The sequence below is a fragment of the Nocardia testacea NBRC 100365 genome, assembly GCF_000308775.1.
Classification (GTDB): domain Bacteria; phylum Actinomycetota; class Actinomycetes; order Mycobacteriales; family Mycobacteriaceae; genus Nocardia; species Nocardia testacea.
Map to the genome: position 1 here is coordinate 44330 of NZ_BAGJ01000266.1, position 14026 is coordinate 58355.

Sequence of the window (14026 nt, forward strand, 5' to 3'; positions counted from 1 at the left end):
TCGGGCGACCGGCGGCGAGCCGGTCGTTCTCCTGCCGGGTGACAGAAGAGTGACGCATGACCAGGTACGCGCATTTTGTAGGTAGCCTCCCCCGTGAACTGATGACAGGAGGTGATCGTGGCGTACTGGACTGGTTCGCGGCGCACACCGACGGCCGTCCCGTCACGGCCATCCCCTGCGATCTGGATCCCGACTGGATCCTGGCCTACCTGAAAGACATCGGGAACCGCACCGACGCCCTGGAGGTGCTGCGCCCGGGCGGGTTCGACGGATACTCCGATTTCCCCACCTACGGCGTCCGGGCCGGACGGACTCTCGAACCGCGGGATGTCTCGATGGACCGGGTCGAGCGGATCGGCGAAGTGGTGACGGCCTTCGAGGCGTTCCTCCGCGACCGGCCCGAACTGGCCGGAACCAGGCTCCAGCTCAGCCAGCCCCATCCGCTGGATCTGGCCATGTTCGTCCATGCCGGTGGCGCGGTGGCGAGCGGTCTGCCGGTCGGACTGGCACTGCGAAGGTCGAATCTCGCGCTCACCGCGCTACGGCAGCTACCGGTGTACACCGAGGCGGTCCTGCAGGAGATGCGTGAGGTACGCCGGCGGCACGGCGATCTGATCGTCTGGCAGGTGGAAACGCCGATCTCGCTGCTGGCCATGGTCAAGGCGCAGCAACTCGGGGCGCTGTGGGCGCTGGCGCCGGTGGTCGCGGGGCAACTGGCCGGATTCCTGGAGAAGGTGCACGGCATCGATCGCGAGCACGGTATCGAGACCGAGACCATCGTGCACCTGTGTTACGGCGACTATCAGCACGAGAGCCTGCTCAGCCCGCGGAATCTGGCACCGGCCGTCGCATTGCTGAACCGTACCGGCCGCCGTCTCGCCGAGCGGGAAGTGCCCGTCCCCCTGGTGCACATTCCGTGCGCATACGGCGCCCATCCCGCACCGGTCGACCCCGGCTTCTACGCGCCGCTGCGCACACTCGGGCCCGAATGGCGGGTGATCGCGGGCGTGGTCTCCACCGACGACCCCGAGCGGAGCGCGCAAGCGCTGTCCCTTTTCGAACAGGCCCGCGAGACGACCGCCTACGGGGTGGCGGCCGCGTGCGGTTTCGGCCGCAACAAGGCCGAGGAGGCCGAACAGGGTGCCGCGACCATCGCGTCGCTCGTGCGGGCGCCGGAGGGCAGCCGCGGCTGATCCGCCGGGCGCATGCCCCGATACCGATACTCGCCACCCGGCGGTTGCTGCGCGCCGCCGGGTGGGCGGGTGTCAGCGGTCGGACACCCGCGCCGGCAAGTGTTGCCGCAGTTGTTTGTTCGTGCAGGTACGTCGTGCAGATGCACGCACAATTGTGCGTTCGCTGATACACTTTTCGAGGCGCCACTCTGTTCTGAACCATCTGCGGCATCGCGATTCCGGGCCATGGACCCCGGTCGGTCCGGCCGCGGATGGCGGACCTCATGGTTCGTTCTGTTGATCCAGGAGTCAGCTATGGCGCACGATCCGCACGTTCTTGTCATCGGCGGAGGCCCGGCCGGGTCGACCACAGCAGCACTGCTCGCCCGGGCAGGTATCCGGGTGACCCTGCTGGAGCGGGATACGTTCCCCCGCTATCACATCGGCGAATCGCTACTGGCCTCGGTCCTGTCGACGCTTCGCCTGTCCGGCGCCTACGACAAGGTCGCGGCGCACGGATTCCAGGTGAAGCGCGGCGGCTATTTCCAATGGCAGGACGACACCTGGTTGCTCAACTGGGCGGCACTGGTGGATGCCGAGGCCTGGTCGTGGCAGGTCGACCGCGCCGAATTCGACGAGATACTCCTGCGCAACGCGGCCGACCAGGGCGCCGAGGTGGTCGAGGGTGCCACCGTGAAGCGCGTCGTCTTCGCCGACGACGACCGCCCCACCGCGGTCGAATGGGTACTCGCCGGCGAAGACGCGCTCCGGACCACCGAGTTCGACTTCCTGGTCGACGCATCGGGTCGCGCCGGGCTGCTGGCGAAACATTTCCAGATGCGACGGGTACACAACGGGTTCCGCAATATCGGGATCTGGTCGTACTGGACGGGCGCACGGTTACACCCGGACAGTCCGGAAGGCGCCATCAATGTCGTCTCCACTCCGGAGGGCGGCTGGTTCTGGAACATTCCGCTCGCGAGCGGGAAGAACAGCGTCGGCTACGTGATCTCCACCAGGATCGCCGCCGAACGGGTCCGCGAATACGGTTCGCGGGAGGCCTATTACCACGCCATCATCCGCGATACACCGGCGATGCAGAAACTGGTCGACGGCGCGGAACAGATCGCCGAGGTACGCGCCGAGCAGGACTACTCCTATGTGTCGGACCGGCTCTGGGGCCCCGGTTACGCGCTGGTCGGCGATTCCGCGCTGTTCCTCGATCCCCTGCTGTCCACGGGTGTGCACCTGGCCACCTACGGCGGACTCACCGCGGCGGCGTCCATCGCGACCTACCTGCGTGGCGAGATGAGCGAAGCCGACGCCCTGGCATTCCACGAGTACACCTATCGACGTGCCTACGAGCGGTTCCTCACGCTGGTCTCCCGTATGTACAAGGACTACATCGGGTCCGACGAGTACTTCGCGCACGCGAGCACCCTCACCGAGGAACACGACGGTGACACCAACGAGCAGTCCTTCACCCGGATCATGGCCGGCCTGACCGACGTGGAGGAGACCTCCGGCACCCAGGCCCGGACGGCGACCAGCACCATTGTCGGCGAAGCGGAAGGTTTCCGGGACGAGGACTACGCCGAGGGCGCGAATATCAAGTACATGGGCCACCTCGATATGTCCCCGGTCTGGAACATCTGGCGCGATCCGCTCGGCGCGGACACCACGATGGGCGATATCCGGATCACCACCGCACCGGTACTCGGCCTGACCTCCGGTACCCGCAGTGACGCCGAGAAGGACGCTGTCGCCCGACCGGTGCTGCCACCACTCACCGCCGAGAGCACGACCGACTGACCGAGAGTTCGGATCGATCTCATGAGTACCCGAGGACGGGGGCCGCAGTGACCGCTGCGCCCCTGCTTCCCGGGCCGTCGGGTGCGTTTCCGCCCGGCGGCGCGGGATTCCGGGACCCACTGACCCGGATGCTGCTCGCCCATGACGGCTACACCACTCCGGCCCTGGAGGCGATCGTCGATGCCGACCTCGCCGTCCGGATCGTGGACCAGCGCGAAATGGACGCCGCCGGTCTACCGGGCACGGTGCGCGAGGCGCTCTGTGTCCGGATGCGAGACCGGGTCCTGATCCGCAGGTCCCGGCTGATGCACGCGGAGCTGACCGTCTCGGTCAACTATGTCGTCGCCGCGCGGGGGCGGGCGCGGGTCCACGGGGTGGACGACACCGGCAATCCCATCGGCCGCAGCCTGATGTCACGGGGCCTTGCCCAGCGGCGGCAGATCCTGCGGGCCGGCCTGGCGCGCTGGCCGGATGGGCGCCTGTGCGCGGCGCGGGCCTACGTCCTGCTCCTCGACCAGCCGCTCTGCTATATCCGCGAAATGTTCAACCCCGGAATCATTTCCGCCGAACACGGCCCCGGCGTCGCGGAGGGACCGGATTGGAACGACGAACCCGATTCCGTACGCGCCGACGCACGGTGATCCCGCGCCGCCCAGCATTCACCCAGCGATTGCGATATCGCCCGCGCGGACTATAGTTCTGCACCGAACTGATGAGAGGCACGCATGAAACAGGCTGTCGCTGTGACAATTCCATGGACCCGACCGTGCCCGACGGCCGCCGGCCATGACGAATTGTCCCCCGCAGCGATATCCACCCGCCGATCGACCGGTGCATGAACGGGATGGCGACCGACTCGACCTCACCGAAAACCGCCGTGTCCGTGAGACACGTTTGCCCGTGCTGTAGTCAGTGAAATTCGTGGGGGAACAAACAGCCAGGGCGCACGAGTCCGCACGACGAGTTCGCGCCGAATCCCACCTCGTTCGAGCCTCGTAACTGGAGTCATGTCCTTGACCACACCACGCCATATCCCACTGTCGCAGTCGATGACGGCGGGGGCATATCCCGCAGCTCCCGGACCGGTCGCCGAACCGCCGAGCCCGCGGTACCCGATGTACACCCAGGAGTTCGCCACCGACCCCCATCGGGCCTATCGCGAGATGCGGGAACAGTTCGGGCCGCTGGTCCCGGTGGACCTGGCGCCCGGCGTTCCGGCCACCCTGGTGATCAACCACAAGATCGCCGTGCGCATTCTCAACGACCCCGATCACTTCCCGGCCGACCCCCGCTATTGGCAGGAAACCGTGCCGCAGGATTCTCCGGTGCTGCCGATGATGAAATGGTTCCCGGCCGCCCGGTACAACGTCGGCGACGTGCACGCCCGCTATCGGCAGGCATCCGCCGACAGCATCGACGGCGTGGACCTCAACGCGTTGCCGGCCACGGTCGAGCGTATCGCCACGCCGCTGATCAACGACTTCTGTGAGCGCGGCACCGCCGATCTGATGAGCCAGTACGCCTTCCCGCTGGCGCTGGAGATCATCAACCACATCTGCGGCTGCCCCGACGATATCGGCCGGCGCATCGCGGCGGGCATGGCCGCGCGCTTCGACACGGTACGGGCCGAAGAGGGGATGGGGATCCTCAAATCCGCGCTGATGGAACTGATCCACCTCAAGCGTGACCGGCCGGGCGACGACGCGACCTCGCGGCTGGCCGAACACACCACCGCGCTCGACGACGTCGAGGTCTTCGCGCAACTGATGAGCTTCTACGGCGCCGGTTTCGAGGCCCAGCGCAATCTCATCACCAACGCGCTGTTGCTGATGATCACCGAACCGCAGTACGGGCCCGGGGACACCTTCGGCGGAAATCTGTCGACCGACGACGCCATCGACAACGTCCTGTTCAACGACCCGCCGATGGCCAACTTCTGCACCACCTACCCGCGCCAGCCCATCCCGGTCGCCGACACCTGGCTGCCCGCCCACCAACCGGTGGTCATCAGTCTTTCGGCCTGCAACAACGATCCCGAGATCCGCAACGACTACGACACCCCCGGTGGCAGTTTCGTCGGTAACCGCTCCCACCTCGCCTGGAGTGTGGGACCGCATGCCTGCCCCGCGCAATCGCTGGCCCGCACCGCCGTACGCAGCGCGATCGATGTCGTGCTCAATGCCATCCCCGACCTGCGGCCGGATACCCGGCAGGAATTGGTATGGCGGCCGGGCCCGTTCCACCGGGCATTGGCGGGGTTGCCCGTCGTCTTCGAACCCGCTCCCCCGCTGCCCGTGATGTAGACCGTCCAGGATTGCCGAGCCACCCATGAACGCCCTGCTGACCGATCTCGTCCTCATCATCGTGGCCGCCCGGCTGCTAGGCGGGTTGGCCCGCAGGCTCGGCCAGCCCGCCGTCATCGGCGAGATCGCGGCCGGCATCCTGGCCGGGCCGACCGTCCTCGGCGCCGGACTGTCGGAAGCGATCTTTCCGGTGGAGGTGCGGCCGCAGCTCACCGCGCTGGCCGATATCGGCGTCGTGATCTTCATGTTTCTGGCCGGGCTGGAGATCGACCGTGACCGGTCGGCCGGTCACGGCCGGTCGATCCTGGCGATTGCCGTTGCCGCGTTCGCCACACCGTTCGTGCTCGGATGTGCCGTCGCGCTCGGACCGCTCGCCCGCCACCACGACGGCAACCGCCTCGCCTTCCCCCTCTTCCTCGGGTGCGCGCTGGCGGTCACCGCGTTTCCGGTATTGGCGCGGATACTGCAGGACCGCGGCCTGTTCACCACTCGGCTCGGCCAGCTCGGCCTGGCCGGCGCCGCGGCGGTGGATATTTTCGCGTGGTGCGCGCTCGCGCTGGTCATCGCCTCCGCCCGTCCCGATTTCGACGATCACTGGCGACTGGTGCTGATCGTTCCCTTGGTGGCGGTGCTGTGGTGGGTCGTGCGCCCGGTCCTGGCGCGCGGCCTCACCGCCGAACGCGGCGAGACGGCGACGGTCCTGGTCGGGGTCTGCGGGGCCATGGCCACCGCTGCCGTCACCGAATGGATGGGGCTGCATCTGATCTTCGGGGCCTTCCTCTTCGGCGTGATCTTCCCCCGTACCCGGCGCCCCCGGGTCGAACCGGGCGCACAGCTGGTGAGCAGCCTGTTCCTACCGGCCTTCTTCGTGGTCGCGGGGCTGCGCGTCGATCTGAGCGGTATGGACCGGGCCGCGGTCGTCGAGGCCGTGGTGATCGTGGCCGCCGCCGTCGCGGGCAAAATGGGCGGAACGTATCTCGCGGCCCGGCTGTGCCGTCTGGACCGCCGCACCGCGGGCGCGCTGGCGGCCCTGATGAATACGCGCGGCCTGACCGAACTCGTCATCCTCACTGTCGGTCTGACCTTGGGTGTCATCGACACCCAGCTGTATTCCGTCCTGGTGCTGATGGCCCTGATCACCACGGCGATGACGGGGCCGTTGCTGACCGTGTTCGGCGTGCGGCGGCCACCGGCGCCGGCAATCGGCGGGGAGCGGCCCGCCACGCCACCGAGCGAAGGCCGGACGACTCCGGCGGCACCCGCCTGAACAGAGAGCAGGGTCGCTACCCGGCGTCCAGGGCGATTGCGCAGCCCGATATCCGCCGGGATCGGCAGCTCGTCGGGCAGCTCGAACGTGCGGCAGCCGAAGCCCGGCCCGGAACCTCCGGGCGGGAACCGGGCCGGTCCTCCGGCGAACTCCTCGAGCCGCTCGGGGTTCCGGTAGTAACCGCCGAAAAATCAACAAATAGGGGGTAGCCGCAGCTGGGCACGGGAGCGGTGCGTGAGTAGGCGATCAGGCGTGTACGACGCAGGCAGCAACAGAACCGGCAGGAAGGGGTCCTGTTGTTGATGAGGGCCATATGGCTGTCGTTCGTATGCCTCGTCTGACCGATCCGGCCCGGAAAAGCAAGAAACCCGCGCGTATCGCGCGGGTTTCTGTGACGGTCGGCTCCTAGATGGCGCGGACGTCCTGGGCCTGGGGGCCCTTCTGGCCCTGGCCGATCTCGAACTCGACTCGCTGGCCCTCGTCGAGGGACTTGAAGCCGGAGCCGGAAATCTGGGAGTAGTGGACGAACACGTCAGGGCCGCCCGCGTCCTGCGCGATGAAACCGAAGCCCTTTTCGCCGTTGAACCACTTCACACTGCCTTGCGACATACTTTTTATTTACTTCCTGTTGCGAGCCGGGCGATCACTGCAACAACCCGTGCTCGACATCCAGCATGCCACACATCCCGAGGACGCAACGGCCGCGCTGCGCAACGGCTCCGTCGCTGCTCGAGGCCTCGCGCTACGCCCTGCCCCAGGCACACAAATAAATCTGTAGCGACAACGGTAGACATTCACGAGAGGGTGCGGTAGCTTCTGTGGCGTTGAAAGAGAAAGAAGTATCCAGACGGCACGGGAGATGACGAAACTACCCGTGACAGGTACGACCGCGGGCGCGGCCAAGGGACCAGCACGAATGAAGGTTCTGCCGCCCGCTGGGAAGCAAGTGAAGTTGCACGGAAAGAAGATGGAGTAACACCGTGAGGAGAAGGGAGGCGTTGCCCGTCGGGTCACCCGCGAAGTTATGCAGTTGGGGTGATCGCCGACGTTTCGGTTACATGTCGGAAGACGAAGTAATTCCCCCTTTCAGTGCCCCGGCGCCAGCGGCGCCGGGGCACTTCGGCGTCTGGAGACCCCCTGATTTCTGAACCCACGACCGCGAACGAGAAGTTCGACGATGACGACTACCCCGCCTACACCATGGGCCGCGCCGCCGACCTGCTCGGCACCACCCCAGCGTTCCTGCGCACCCTCGACGACGCGCAACTGATCACCCCGCAACGCTCGCCCGGCGGGCACCGCCGCTACTCCCGATACCAGCTGCGTATCGCCGCCCGCGCCCGCGAACTCATCGACCGCGGCACGCCCGTGGAAGCCGCGTGCCGGATCATCATCCTCGAAGACCAACTCGCCGAAGCCCGCGAAATCAACGCCGAACTCACCCAGCAGGATTGAGCGCAACCGGCTGCCTCGGGCCGCGAAGACGCCCGGCCGCCGCGTGGCGGTCACCGGTAGGTCAGATACCGCCGGGCGGGTCGAGTTCGGCCCACACGGTTTTCCCCCCGTCGCACCAGTCGGTTCCCCACCAGGTCGCCAGCTGCGCGACCAACAGCAGTCCGCGCCCACCCGTGTGGTCGGGTCGGCGGATCCGCGCCGGGACAGGGGAACTGTCGCTCACCTCGATCCGGAACCGGTCATGTTCGTCCACCAGCAACCGGCAGGTGCGCGGCGAACGGGCGTGGCGGCAGGCATTGCTGACCAACTCGTCACTCACCTGCACAGCATCGCTGACCTCGATACCGGCACACCGACCGACCAAGCCGCGTACCTCGGCCCGGACCTGCACAGCCGGCACCCTGTCGAGATCCACCTCGACAACCAGGCACTCCCGCCCGTGAGCGTCCTGCACCGGGTTCAGTGTCATCACACCCACCGCGGCTCCTCCTCCCGCCCCGCGAAACGCCCGCGATCTGCGGCAGCCCCCGACTGGCCCCTGCTTACCCGCCATCAACCGGCGGAAACCACACCGCCGGCCGCAATGTGGTGCCCACGGGCGCACAGGCCCTTCGTCACTTCGGGCCCGTCTATTTGGGGTACAGCCCAGATAGACGGCACTCCCGGCTGCTTCTACGGCAGGGAGTGCTCAAGCGGGTCTGCGGGGGCGGCCCTTACTTGCCGGGGTCCTTGCGCATGTGGTCTGGGATGCCGGGGGCTTCGGGGTCGTACTCGGTGCCGGCGAGGTCGTCGGAGAACTTGCCACCGAATCCGGGGACCGGGCCGGGGGCGTCGGGGTCGCGGGTGCGTTCCCACGCGTCGAACTGGGCATTGGCCGCGTCCATCTCTTCTTGGCTCATCGTTTTGTGGCCGGCGGCTTCCCACTCCTCAGGGGTGTAGAAGACTTTTCCGGCGGAACGGTCGGGCATGGTCTGTACCTCCTGCTACTGCTCGACGAGCCGGATGAAGGTCCGGCCGGTCGCTGGGTCTGTCCATCGCTGTGTGCACGCAAACGGTGTTCCGGACCGGAACAGCACTTCCATCTCCTCGGGGGACTTGGACAGTCCGGAGACGTCTTTGCCCGTTTTGGAGATGATCTGGAACTCCACGTTACTGCCGCCTTCGAACAGGGCGCCCGCCCCGTTGGGGTTCTTGGTGGTCGAGGTGAACCCGGTTTCGACGACGACCTGGCCCGGTTGGTATTTGGCCAGTTCCTGCTCGGGCAGGTTCGTATGCCGTACCACCGGGCCTTGGTGGTCGGGGAGCTTGCCGAGAGCCTGGTTCAAGGCGTCGATGCGCTGCTGGGTGTAGGCGTCGGGATCGGTGAGCGGGTTGCGTAGTGCCTGGTTGAGGTCTCGGTAGCCCATGCCGGTGTAGGAGTTGATCGTGATGTGGTCGTCTTGGGTGAGCGCTGTCTTGGGGGCCGCGGTCGGCTTCGTCGGGGCCTTCGTCGGTTTCAGTGCCGCCAGCTCGGCGAGGGTGGGCTGGTGCGTGGCCGGCGTATGGGTGGTCTTGACGCCTTTGGTGATCTTCGCCGATTTGAACGCGACCACCAGCGCGCGGATCGGCCCGGCGAACTTCTTGACCGCCGCCGCGCCGCGGGCGGTGGCCAGCGCGGCACCGAAACCGGCCGTGATCACCGAGAGGCCGATCCCGATCAGGACCTCTTTACCGATCTCCTTACCGAGTTCGATGAGCTGGTCTTTGAGCTGGTTACGCAGCTCTTGCAGCGAGACGAGGTGCTCGTTGACCGCTGTGCCGATCTCGCCGAGCTGGCCGACTACCTCGGTGGCGGCGGTGGCCATCCGCCGCAGGTCCTCATCGATGAACACCGCCTCCGGGGTGGTCACCGTGGCGAACATATCGGCGATGCGGTTCAACTCGGCCGCGAAATTCGTGACCGCCTGGTCGGCGGCCATCTCCGACCAGATCCGGGCCGCGTTGCCCAGCTTGCCGGTGTCGCCGTCGGGGATCACCACCCCGATTTCGTCCAGCAGATCGACCGCACCGGAGAGACCCTGGGCCACCAGGCCGTTCCCCGGACCGCCGGCCGACGGAAGGTCCGGGCGGCAGATGATACTGAGCCAATCCGGCAGTGGCGGGTAGGCCGGTTGCGGGGCGGTGTTGCCGATCACCGAGGACCAGTCGGCCATCGCGTGGTTGTAGCCCATCTCGCCCAGCAGCGAGCAATACGCCCAGGCCGCCTCCCACAGCATTCTCGACGTGGTGATGGCCTCGTTCGCCCGAGCGTCGTAGTCGCCGGCCCAGGTCTTTGCGTCGTCGTAGGAGCCGGCCATCTGCTCGCAGTCGGCCAGCGCCGACCACCGATCATCAACCGCCCGAGCGAACGCCATCGAGGCATTCGTCAGCGCCGTGGTGGCGTCGTAGTAGACCTGCGGATCTACATCGATCGCGGTGTCGGTCACTGCGCGCCGGGGGCCGGGCCGCGGCCCAGCATCGCCACGTTGGTCTGTGCGGCGCTGGTGTAGTTGGTGTGCGCGGTCCGGGCGGCCTCCTGCATCCGCAAAAGACCGTCCTTCATGTCCTGCACGCCGGTGAGCCAGTCGGCGTGCGCGTCGTCGTAGGCGTCGGCCGCCTCGCCGGACCAGCCCTGCCGCAGCACACCCACCCGCTTCTCGATCTGATCGAGACAGTCCTCCAGGAACCCGATGAGGTTGCCGAGCCGGTCACCGGCCGCTTCCAACTCGGTCAGGTCCACCCGGTATCCGCCGCCCAGCGGCCCACCCATTCGTCTCCGCTCCTCTACAGCCGCAGCGAACTCGGCGCGGCGGCAGCCGCGTTGTCGGCCAGATCGCCGGACAGATCCGAGTCGGTGCCCTGGAAGTCCATCCCCTGCACCCCCATCAATTCGGCCATGTCCCCCAGCGACTCCAGCACCTCCAACGCGCCGGTCCGAGCCTCTTCCCAACCGCCGCGTAGGCGGTCGCCGCTGCGGACTGCCACGTACCCAGCAGGTACTCCATGTTGGCGTCCACGTCCTTGACCGCACTGATCAACGTCGTCGCCATCGACCCGAAAAACGTCGCAGCATCAGCCGTCGCGGCCGGATCCACAGCGATCGGCTGCTGCCCCTCTGCCATACCAATCCTCTCGATCACGTTCCAGACCACTCATACCCGACCCCCCAGGACCTGGACGCACCGGCCGGGCCGCTGGTTCCACGATCCCGGAAGGACCGTTCCACCAATCTTTCCGAAGCCCGTGCCTCTATCAGAAGTGCACCCAAACCCGACACCGGCGACGGTTCAGTGAGGGAGGGCAGGTTGCAGCTCGAACGGCAATGCGGATCCTCGGTTCTCAGCTAAGTTGTGTGGGCTGTGCAGGGGGCGAGTGCTTGCTGCACGGGGCGGGAGGAGGCCTCGATGAGTTCGAGTTCGGCGGTTCCGGTGCTGGCACCGGCAGGTGTGGGTGCGGGGGTAGCGACCGCGTTGGCAGTGACGGTGAACCTGGCCACTGGGGGTGGCCCGTGGTGGATGTGGCTGCTGGTAGTGGTGCTGACTGGGGCGGGGTTCGTGACCTCGGTGTGGCTGCACCTGCGCCAAATCGCCAATACACCAACACCGACGCCGCCTGGTGTCGCGAGCGCCTCGGGTGAGCGTAGTGTCGCGGTGCACGGCAACCCGGCCGGTCCCATCACCACCGGGGATATCGGAATCACTCCGCCGTCGGCGCCCTCCTCCCGGTCAACGACACCCAGTCCCGATGTGTCCATTCCCGGCTCGGGTGGGGGCGCATCGGCAGCGGGAGAACGTTCGATCGCGATCAACGGCAGTCCCGGCGCCGAGATTTCCACCGGCGACCACTACACCCCGCCCACGCCGTGAACTGGCTGCGACCGCGCCGCAAACGACCAAAAGCCAACACCGAGACCTCCCCCCAGGTACAGCCTGGACCCGAGACCAGCGGCGGTGCGGTCGCGTGGGGGGCGCGGTCCGTGGCCGTCAACACCGGGGGCGGGGCGCTCGCGGCACCGGTGCTGACCGGTGACCACGCTCGGGCGGTGCAGCTTCCCCCGCAGGCGTTCGCGCCGATGGCCGATATAGAAGCACCACCCGGGATCGACAATATTGCTCCGCGGCCGGGTGAGTTCGTCGGTCGTGGAACCGAACTCGACGAGCTCACCACAGTGTTTGCCGGGCGGGGGCCGGTGGTGGTCGCGGCGGTGCACGGGCTGGGCGGGATCGGCAAGTCCACCCTGGTTGCGCACTGGGCTGCGACCCGCCCGCACGGGTTCGCGCCGATCGTGTGGATCACCGCCGACACCGCCACCAACATCACCACCGGCCTGGTGCAGCTCGCCAGCCGGCTGCAGCCGGCGCTGGCCGAAGTGCTGGAAGACGAGCAGTTAGCCGACCGGGCCCTGCAATGGCTGGCCACCCACACCGGTTGGCTGCTGGTCCTGGACAACGCCGATGACCTCAATCTTGTTGCCCCGGTGCTGGCCCGGGTCGGGAACGGGGGCGGGTCGTGATCACCAGCCGCCGGGCCACCGGCTGGCAGTCGGGTACCACGATTGTGCGCCTGGACGTGCTCGAACCTGACGAGTCCCTGCGCCTGCTCACTACCCTGCTCACCATCAACGGCCCGCGCGACTCCGAAGGCGCCGCCGAACTGTGCGCCGAGCTCGGGCATCTGCCCCTGGCCATCCGGCAGGCCGGGGCGTATCTGGCCCAGGACCCGTTTTTCACCCCCCGCGGCTACCTGCGATTGCTGGCCGACTACCCCGCTGAGATGTTCGGGCAGGCCGATGTCGATACCGACTCCGAGCGCACCATCGCCCGGATCTGGCGGATCACCCTGGACCGCATCGCCGAAAGGGAACCCGCCGCAGTCGATCTGCTGTGCGCACTGGCCTGGTTTGCACCCGAGGCCATTCCCCTCACCCTATGCCAGTTGCGAGAGCTCGACCCGCCGAAGCGCAGCACCGCACTCGGGCTGCTGGCGGCCTACAACATGATCACGCCCGACCCCACCACCGGCACACTCTCGATCCACCGGCTCGTGCAAGCGGTAGCACGTACCCCCGACGCCATCGACCCACACCGCCGATCTGGCGTGATCGAACGCGCCCGAACCCGCGCCACCAATACCCTGCACACCGCTCTGCCCGACTATGCAGATCCAGGCATGTGGCCAATCTGGCGGGCCCTGCTGCCCCACATCGAGGCCCTGACCCGTCACACCACCAGTGATTCGGACAGTGCCTCCGCCGGGGTCGTGACCGCGGCGATCCGCAACCACACCGGGATGTTCCTGTCCGGACAAGGCCTGCATACCAGCGCAGTGCACCACCTCTACCACGCCCTCGCCCACTGCGAGCGAATCCTGGGGCCCGAACACCCGAACACCCTGACCTCCCGCAACAACCTCGCCCTTGCCTACGAGGCGGCGGGCCGGGTCGGGGAGGCGGTCCCGTTGCTGGAGCGCACCCTCACCGACCGGCAGCGAATCCTGGGCACCGACCACCCGGACACCCTGTCCTCCCGCAGCAACCTCGCTCTTGCCTACCGGGCAGCGGGCCGGATAAGAGAAGCGATCCCGCTACTGGAGCAGACTCTCGCCGACTGCGAGCGGATCCTGGGTGAGGAGCACTCCAACACTCTGACCTTTCGCAACAATCTCGCCGGCGCCTACCAGTCGACAGGCTGGATCGGGGAGGCGATCTCGCTCTACGAGCGCACCCTCGCCGACTGCGAGCGGGACCTGGGGCCCGACCACCCGAACACCCTGTCCTCCCGCAACAATCTCGCCGGCGCCTACGAGGCGGCGGGTCGGGTCGGGGAAGCGATCTCGCTCTACGAGCGCGCCCTCGCCGACTGCGAGCGGGTCCTTGGCCCTGAACACCCGAACACTCTGACCTTTCGCAACAACCTCGCCGACACCTACCGGGAGATGGGTCGGGTCGGGGAGGCGATTCCGCTGCTGGAGCGGACTCTCGCAGACTGCGATCGGGTCCT

The 14026-nt window shown here is 67.4% G+C and carries 15 protein-coding genes and 1 pseudogene; 9 read left to right on the forward strand and 7 right to left on the reverse strand.

The window, feature by feature from the left end; translation table 11 throughout:
• Window positions 1-101: 101 nt before the first annotated feature.
• The 5 genes from ON38_RS29435 (at window position 102) to ON38_RS29455 (ending at window position 6554) form a co-directional block, all read left to right on the forward strand.
• Window positions 102-1193 (forward strand): hypothetical protein, encoded by a 1092-nt coding sequence (locus ON38_RS29435; RefSeq protein ID WP_039828340.1) that lies wholly within the window; start codon window positions 102-104, stop codon window positions 1191-1193.
• Between the two features lie 294 nt (window positions 1194-1487).
• Window positions 1488-2984 (forward strand): NAD(P)/FAD-dependent oxidoreductase, encoded by a 1497-nt coding sequence (locus tag ON38_RS29440; RefSeq protein ID WP_039828341.1) that lies wholly within the window; start codon window positions 1488-1490, stop codon window positions 2982-2984.
• 47 nt (window positions 2985-3031) lie between these two features.
• The gene (locus ON38_RS29445; RefSeq protein ID WP_039828342.1) at window positions 3032-3625 is read left to right on the forward strand and encodes a hypothetical protein; all 594 of its coding nucleotides are present in this window, start codon (window positions 3032-3034) and stop codon (window positions 3623-3625) included.
• A 366-nt stretch (window positions 3626-3991) separates the two neighbouring features.
• Window positions 3992-5287: a cytochrome P450 family protein gene (locus tag ON38_RS29450; RefSeq protein WP_373281260.1), complete on the forward strand. Its 1296-nt coding sequence runs from the start codon at window positions 3992-3994 to the stop codon at window positions 5285-5287.
• A gap of 25 nt (window positions 5288-5312) precedes the next feature.
• On the forward strand, window positions 5313-6554 hold the full coding sequence (locus ON38_RS29455; RefSeq protein WP_051165447.1) for a cation:proton antiporter: 1242 nt from the start codon (window positions 5313-5315) through the stop codon (window positions 6552-6554).
• A 405-nt stretch (window positions 6555-6959) separates the two neighbouring features.
• On the opposite strand, the gene ON38_RS29460 is transcribed toward ON38_RS29455, so the two are convergent.
• Window positions 6960-7163: a cold-shock protein gene (locus ON38_RS29460; RefSeq protein WP_039828343.1), complete on the reverse strand. Its 204-nt coding sequence runs from the start codon at window positions 7161-7163 to the stop codon at window positions 6960-6962.
• A gap of 528 nt (window positions 7164-7691) precedes the next feature.
• Between ON38_RS29460 and ON38_RS29465 the strand changes: the two genes are divergently transcribed.
• Window positions 7692-8009, forward strand: a complete 318-nt coding sequence (locus ON38_RS29465; protein ID WP_245564385.1) for a MerR family transcriptional regulator — start codon at window positions 7692-7694, stop codon at window positions 8007-8009.
• Between the two features lie 61 nt (window positions 8010-8070).
• Here ON38_RS29465 and ON38_RS29470 read toward each other — a convergent pair whose 3' ends face one another.
• The 6 genes and pseudogenes from ON38_RS29470 to ON38_RS38315 form a co-directional block, all read right to left on the reverse strand.
• The gene (locus ON38_RS29470; RefSeq protein ID WP_373281261.1) at window positions 8071-8478 is read right to left on the reverse strand and encodes an ATP-binding protein; all 408 of its coding nucleotides are present in this window, start codon (window positions 8476-8478) and stop codon (window positions 8071-8073) included.
• Between the two features lie 244 nt (window positions 8479-8722).
• Complete coding sequence (locus ON38_RS29475) at window positions 8723-8977, reverse strand: hypothetical protein (protein ID WP_039828344.1); 255 nt, start codon at window positions 8975-8977, stop codon at window positions 8723-8725.
• Window positions 8978-8992: 15 nt separating this feature from the next.
• Window positions 8993-10474, reverse strand: coding sequence for an ADP-ribosyltransferase (locus tag ON38_RS29480; protein ID WP_039828345.1), 1482 nt, complete (start codon window positions 10472-10474; stop codon window positions 8993-8995).
• Window positions 10471-10797 carry a WXG100 family type VII secretion target gene (locus ON38_RS29485; protein WP_039828346.1) on the reverse strand — a complete coding sequence of 109 codons (327 nt, stop codon included), beginning with the start codon at window positions 10795-10797 and terminating at the stop codon, window positions 10471-10473. Before ON38_RS29485 ends, ON38_RS29480 begins: the two co-directional genes overlap by 4 nt.
• Window positions 10798-10811: 14 nt before the next feature.
• Entirely contained in the window at window positions 10812-11012 is a 201-nt protein-coding gene (locus tag ON38_RS36715) for a hypothetical protein (RefSeq protein WP_169333312.1), read from the reverse strand.
• A 20-nt stretch (window positions 11013-11032) separates the two neighbouring features.
• Window positions 11033-11149, reverse strand: a pseudogene (locus ON38_RS38315) (hypothetical protein); the annotation flags it as partial.
• A 282-nt stretch (window positions 11150-11431) separates the two neighbouring features.
• Here ON38_RS38315 and ON38_RS29495 point away from each other — a divergent pair.
• The 3 genes from ON38_RS29495 to ON38_RS34485 form a co-directional block, all read left to right on the forward strand.
• Window positions 11432-11893, forward strand: a complete 462-nt coding sequence (locus tag ON38_RS29495; RefSeq protein ID WP_157181988.1) for a hypothetical protein — start codon at window positions 11432-11434, stop codon at window positions 11891-11893.
• Window positions 11894-12003: 110 nt separating this feature from the next.
• The gene (locus ON38_RS34480; protein ID WP_157181989.1) at window positions 12004-12540 is read left to right on the forward strand and encodes an AAA family ATPase; all 537 of its coding nucleotides are present in this window, start codon (window positions 12004-12006) and stop codon (window positions 12538-12540) included.
• Window positions 12537-14026 (forward strand): tetratricopeptide repeat protein (locus tag ON38_RS34485; RefSeq protein WP_157181990.1); only part of this gene is annotated, 1490 nt, incomplete at its 3' end. The genes ON38_RS34480 and ON38_RS34485, both read left to right, overlap by 4 nt.

Coding starts and splice junctions, on each gene's coding strand:
- ON38_RS29460 (WP_039828343.1), bottom strand. CDS start 7,163: ATGTCGCAAGGCAGTGTGAAGTGGTTCAACGGCGAAAAGGGCTTCGGT.
- ON38_RS29475 (WP_039828344.1), bottom strand. CDS start 8,977: ATGCCCGACCGTTCCGCCGGAAAAGTCTTCTACACCCCTGAGGAGTGG.
- ON38_RS29495 (WP_157181988.1), top strand. CDS start 11,432: ATGAGTTCGAGTTCGGCGGTTCCGGTGCTGGCACCGGCAGGTGTGGGT.
- ON38_RS29485 (WP_039828346.1), bottom strand. CDS start 10,797: ATGGGTGGGCCGCTGGGCGGCGGATACCGGGTGGACCTGACCGAGTTG.
- ON38_RS29450 (WP_373281260.1), top strand. CDS start 3,992: ATGTCCTTGACCACACCACGCCATATCCCACTGTCGCAGTCGATGACG.
- ON38_RS29440 (WP_039828341.1), top strand. CDS start 1,488: ATGGCGCACGATCCGCACGTTCTTGTCATCGGCGGAGGCCCGGCCGGG.
- ON38_RS29435 (WP_039828340.1), top strand. CDS start 102: ATGACAGGAGGTGATCGTGGCGTACTGGACTGGTTCGCGGCGCACACC.
- ON38_RS29470 (WP_373281261.1), bottom strand. CDS start 8,478: ATGACACTGAACCCGGTGCAGGACGCTCACGGGCGGGAGTGCCTGGTT.
- ON38_RS29455 (WP_051165447.1), top strand. CDS start 5,313: ATGAACGCCCTGCTGACCGATCTCGTCCTCATCATCGTGGCCGCCCGG.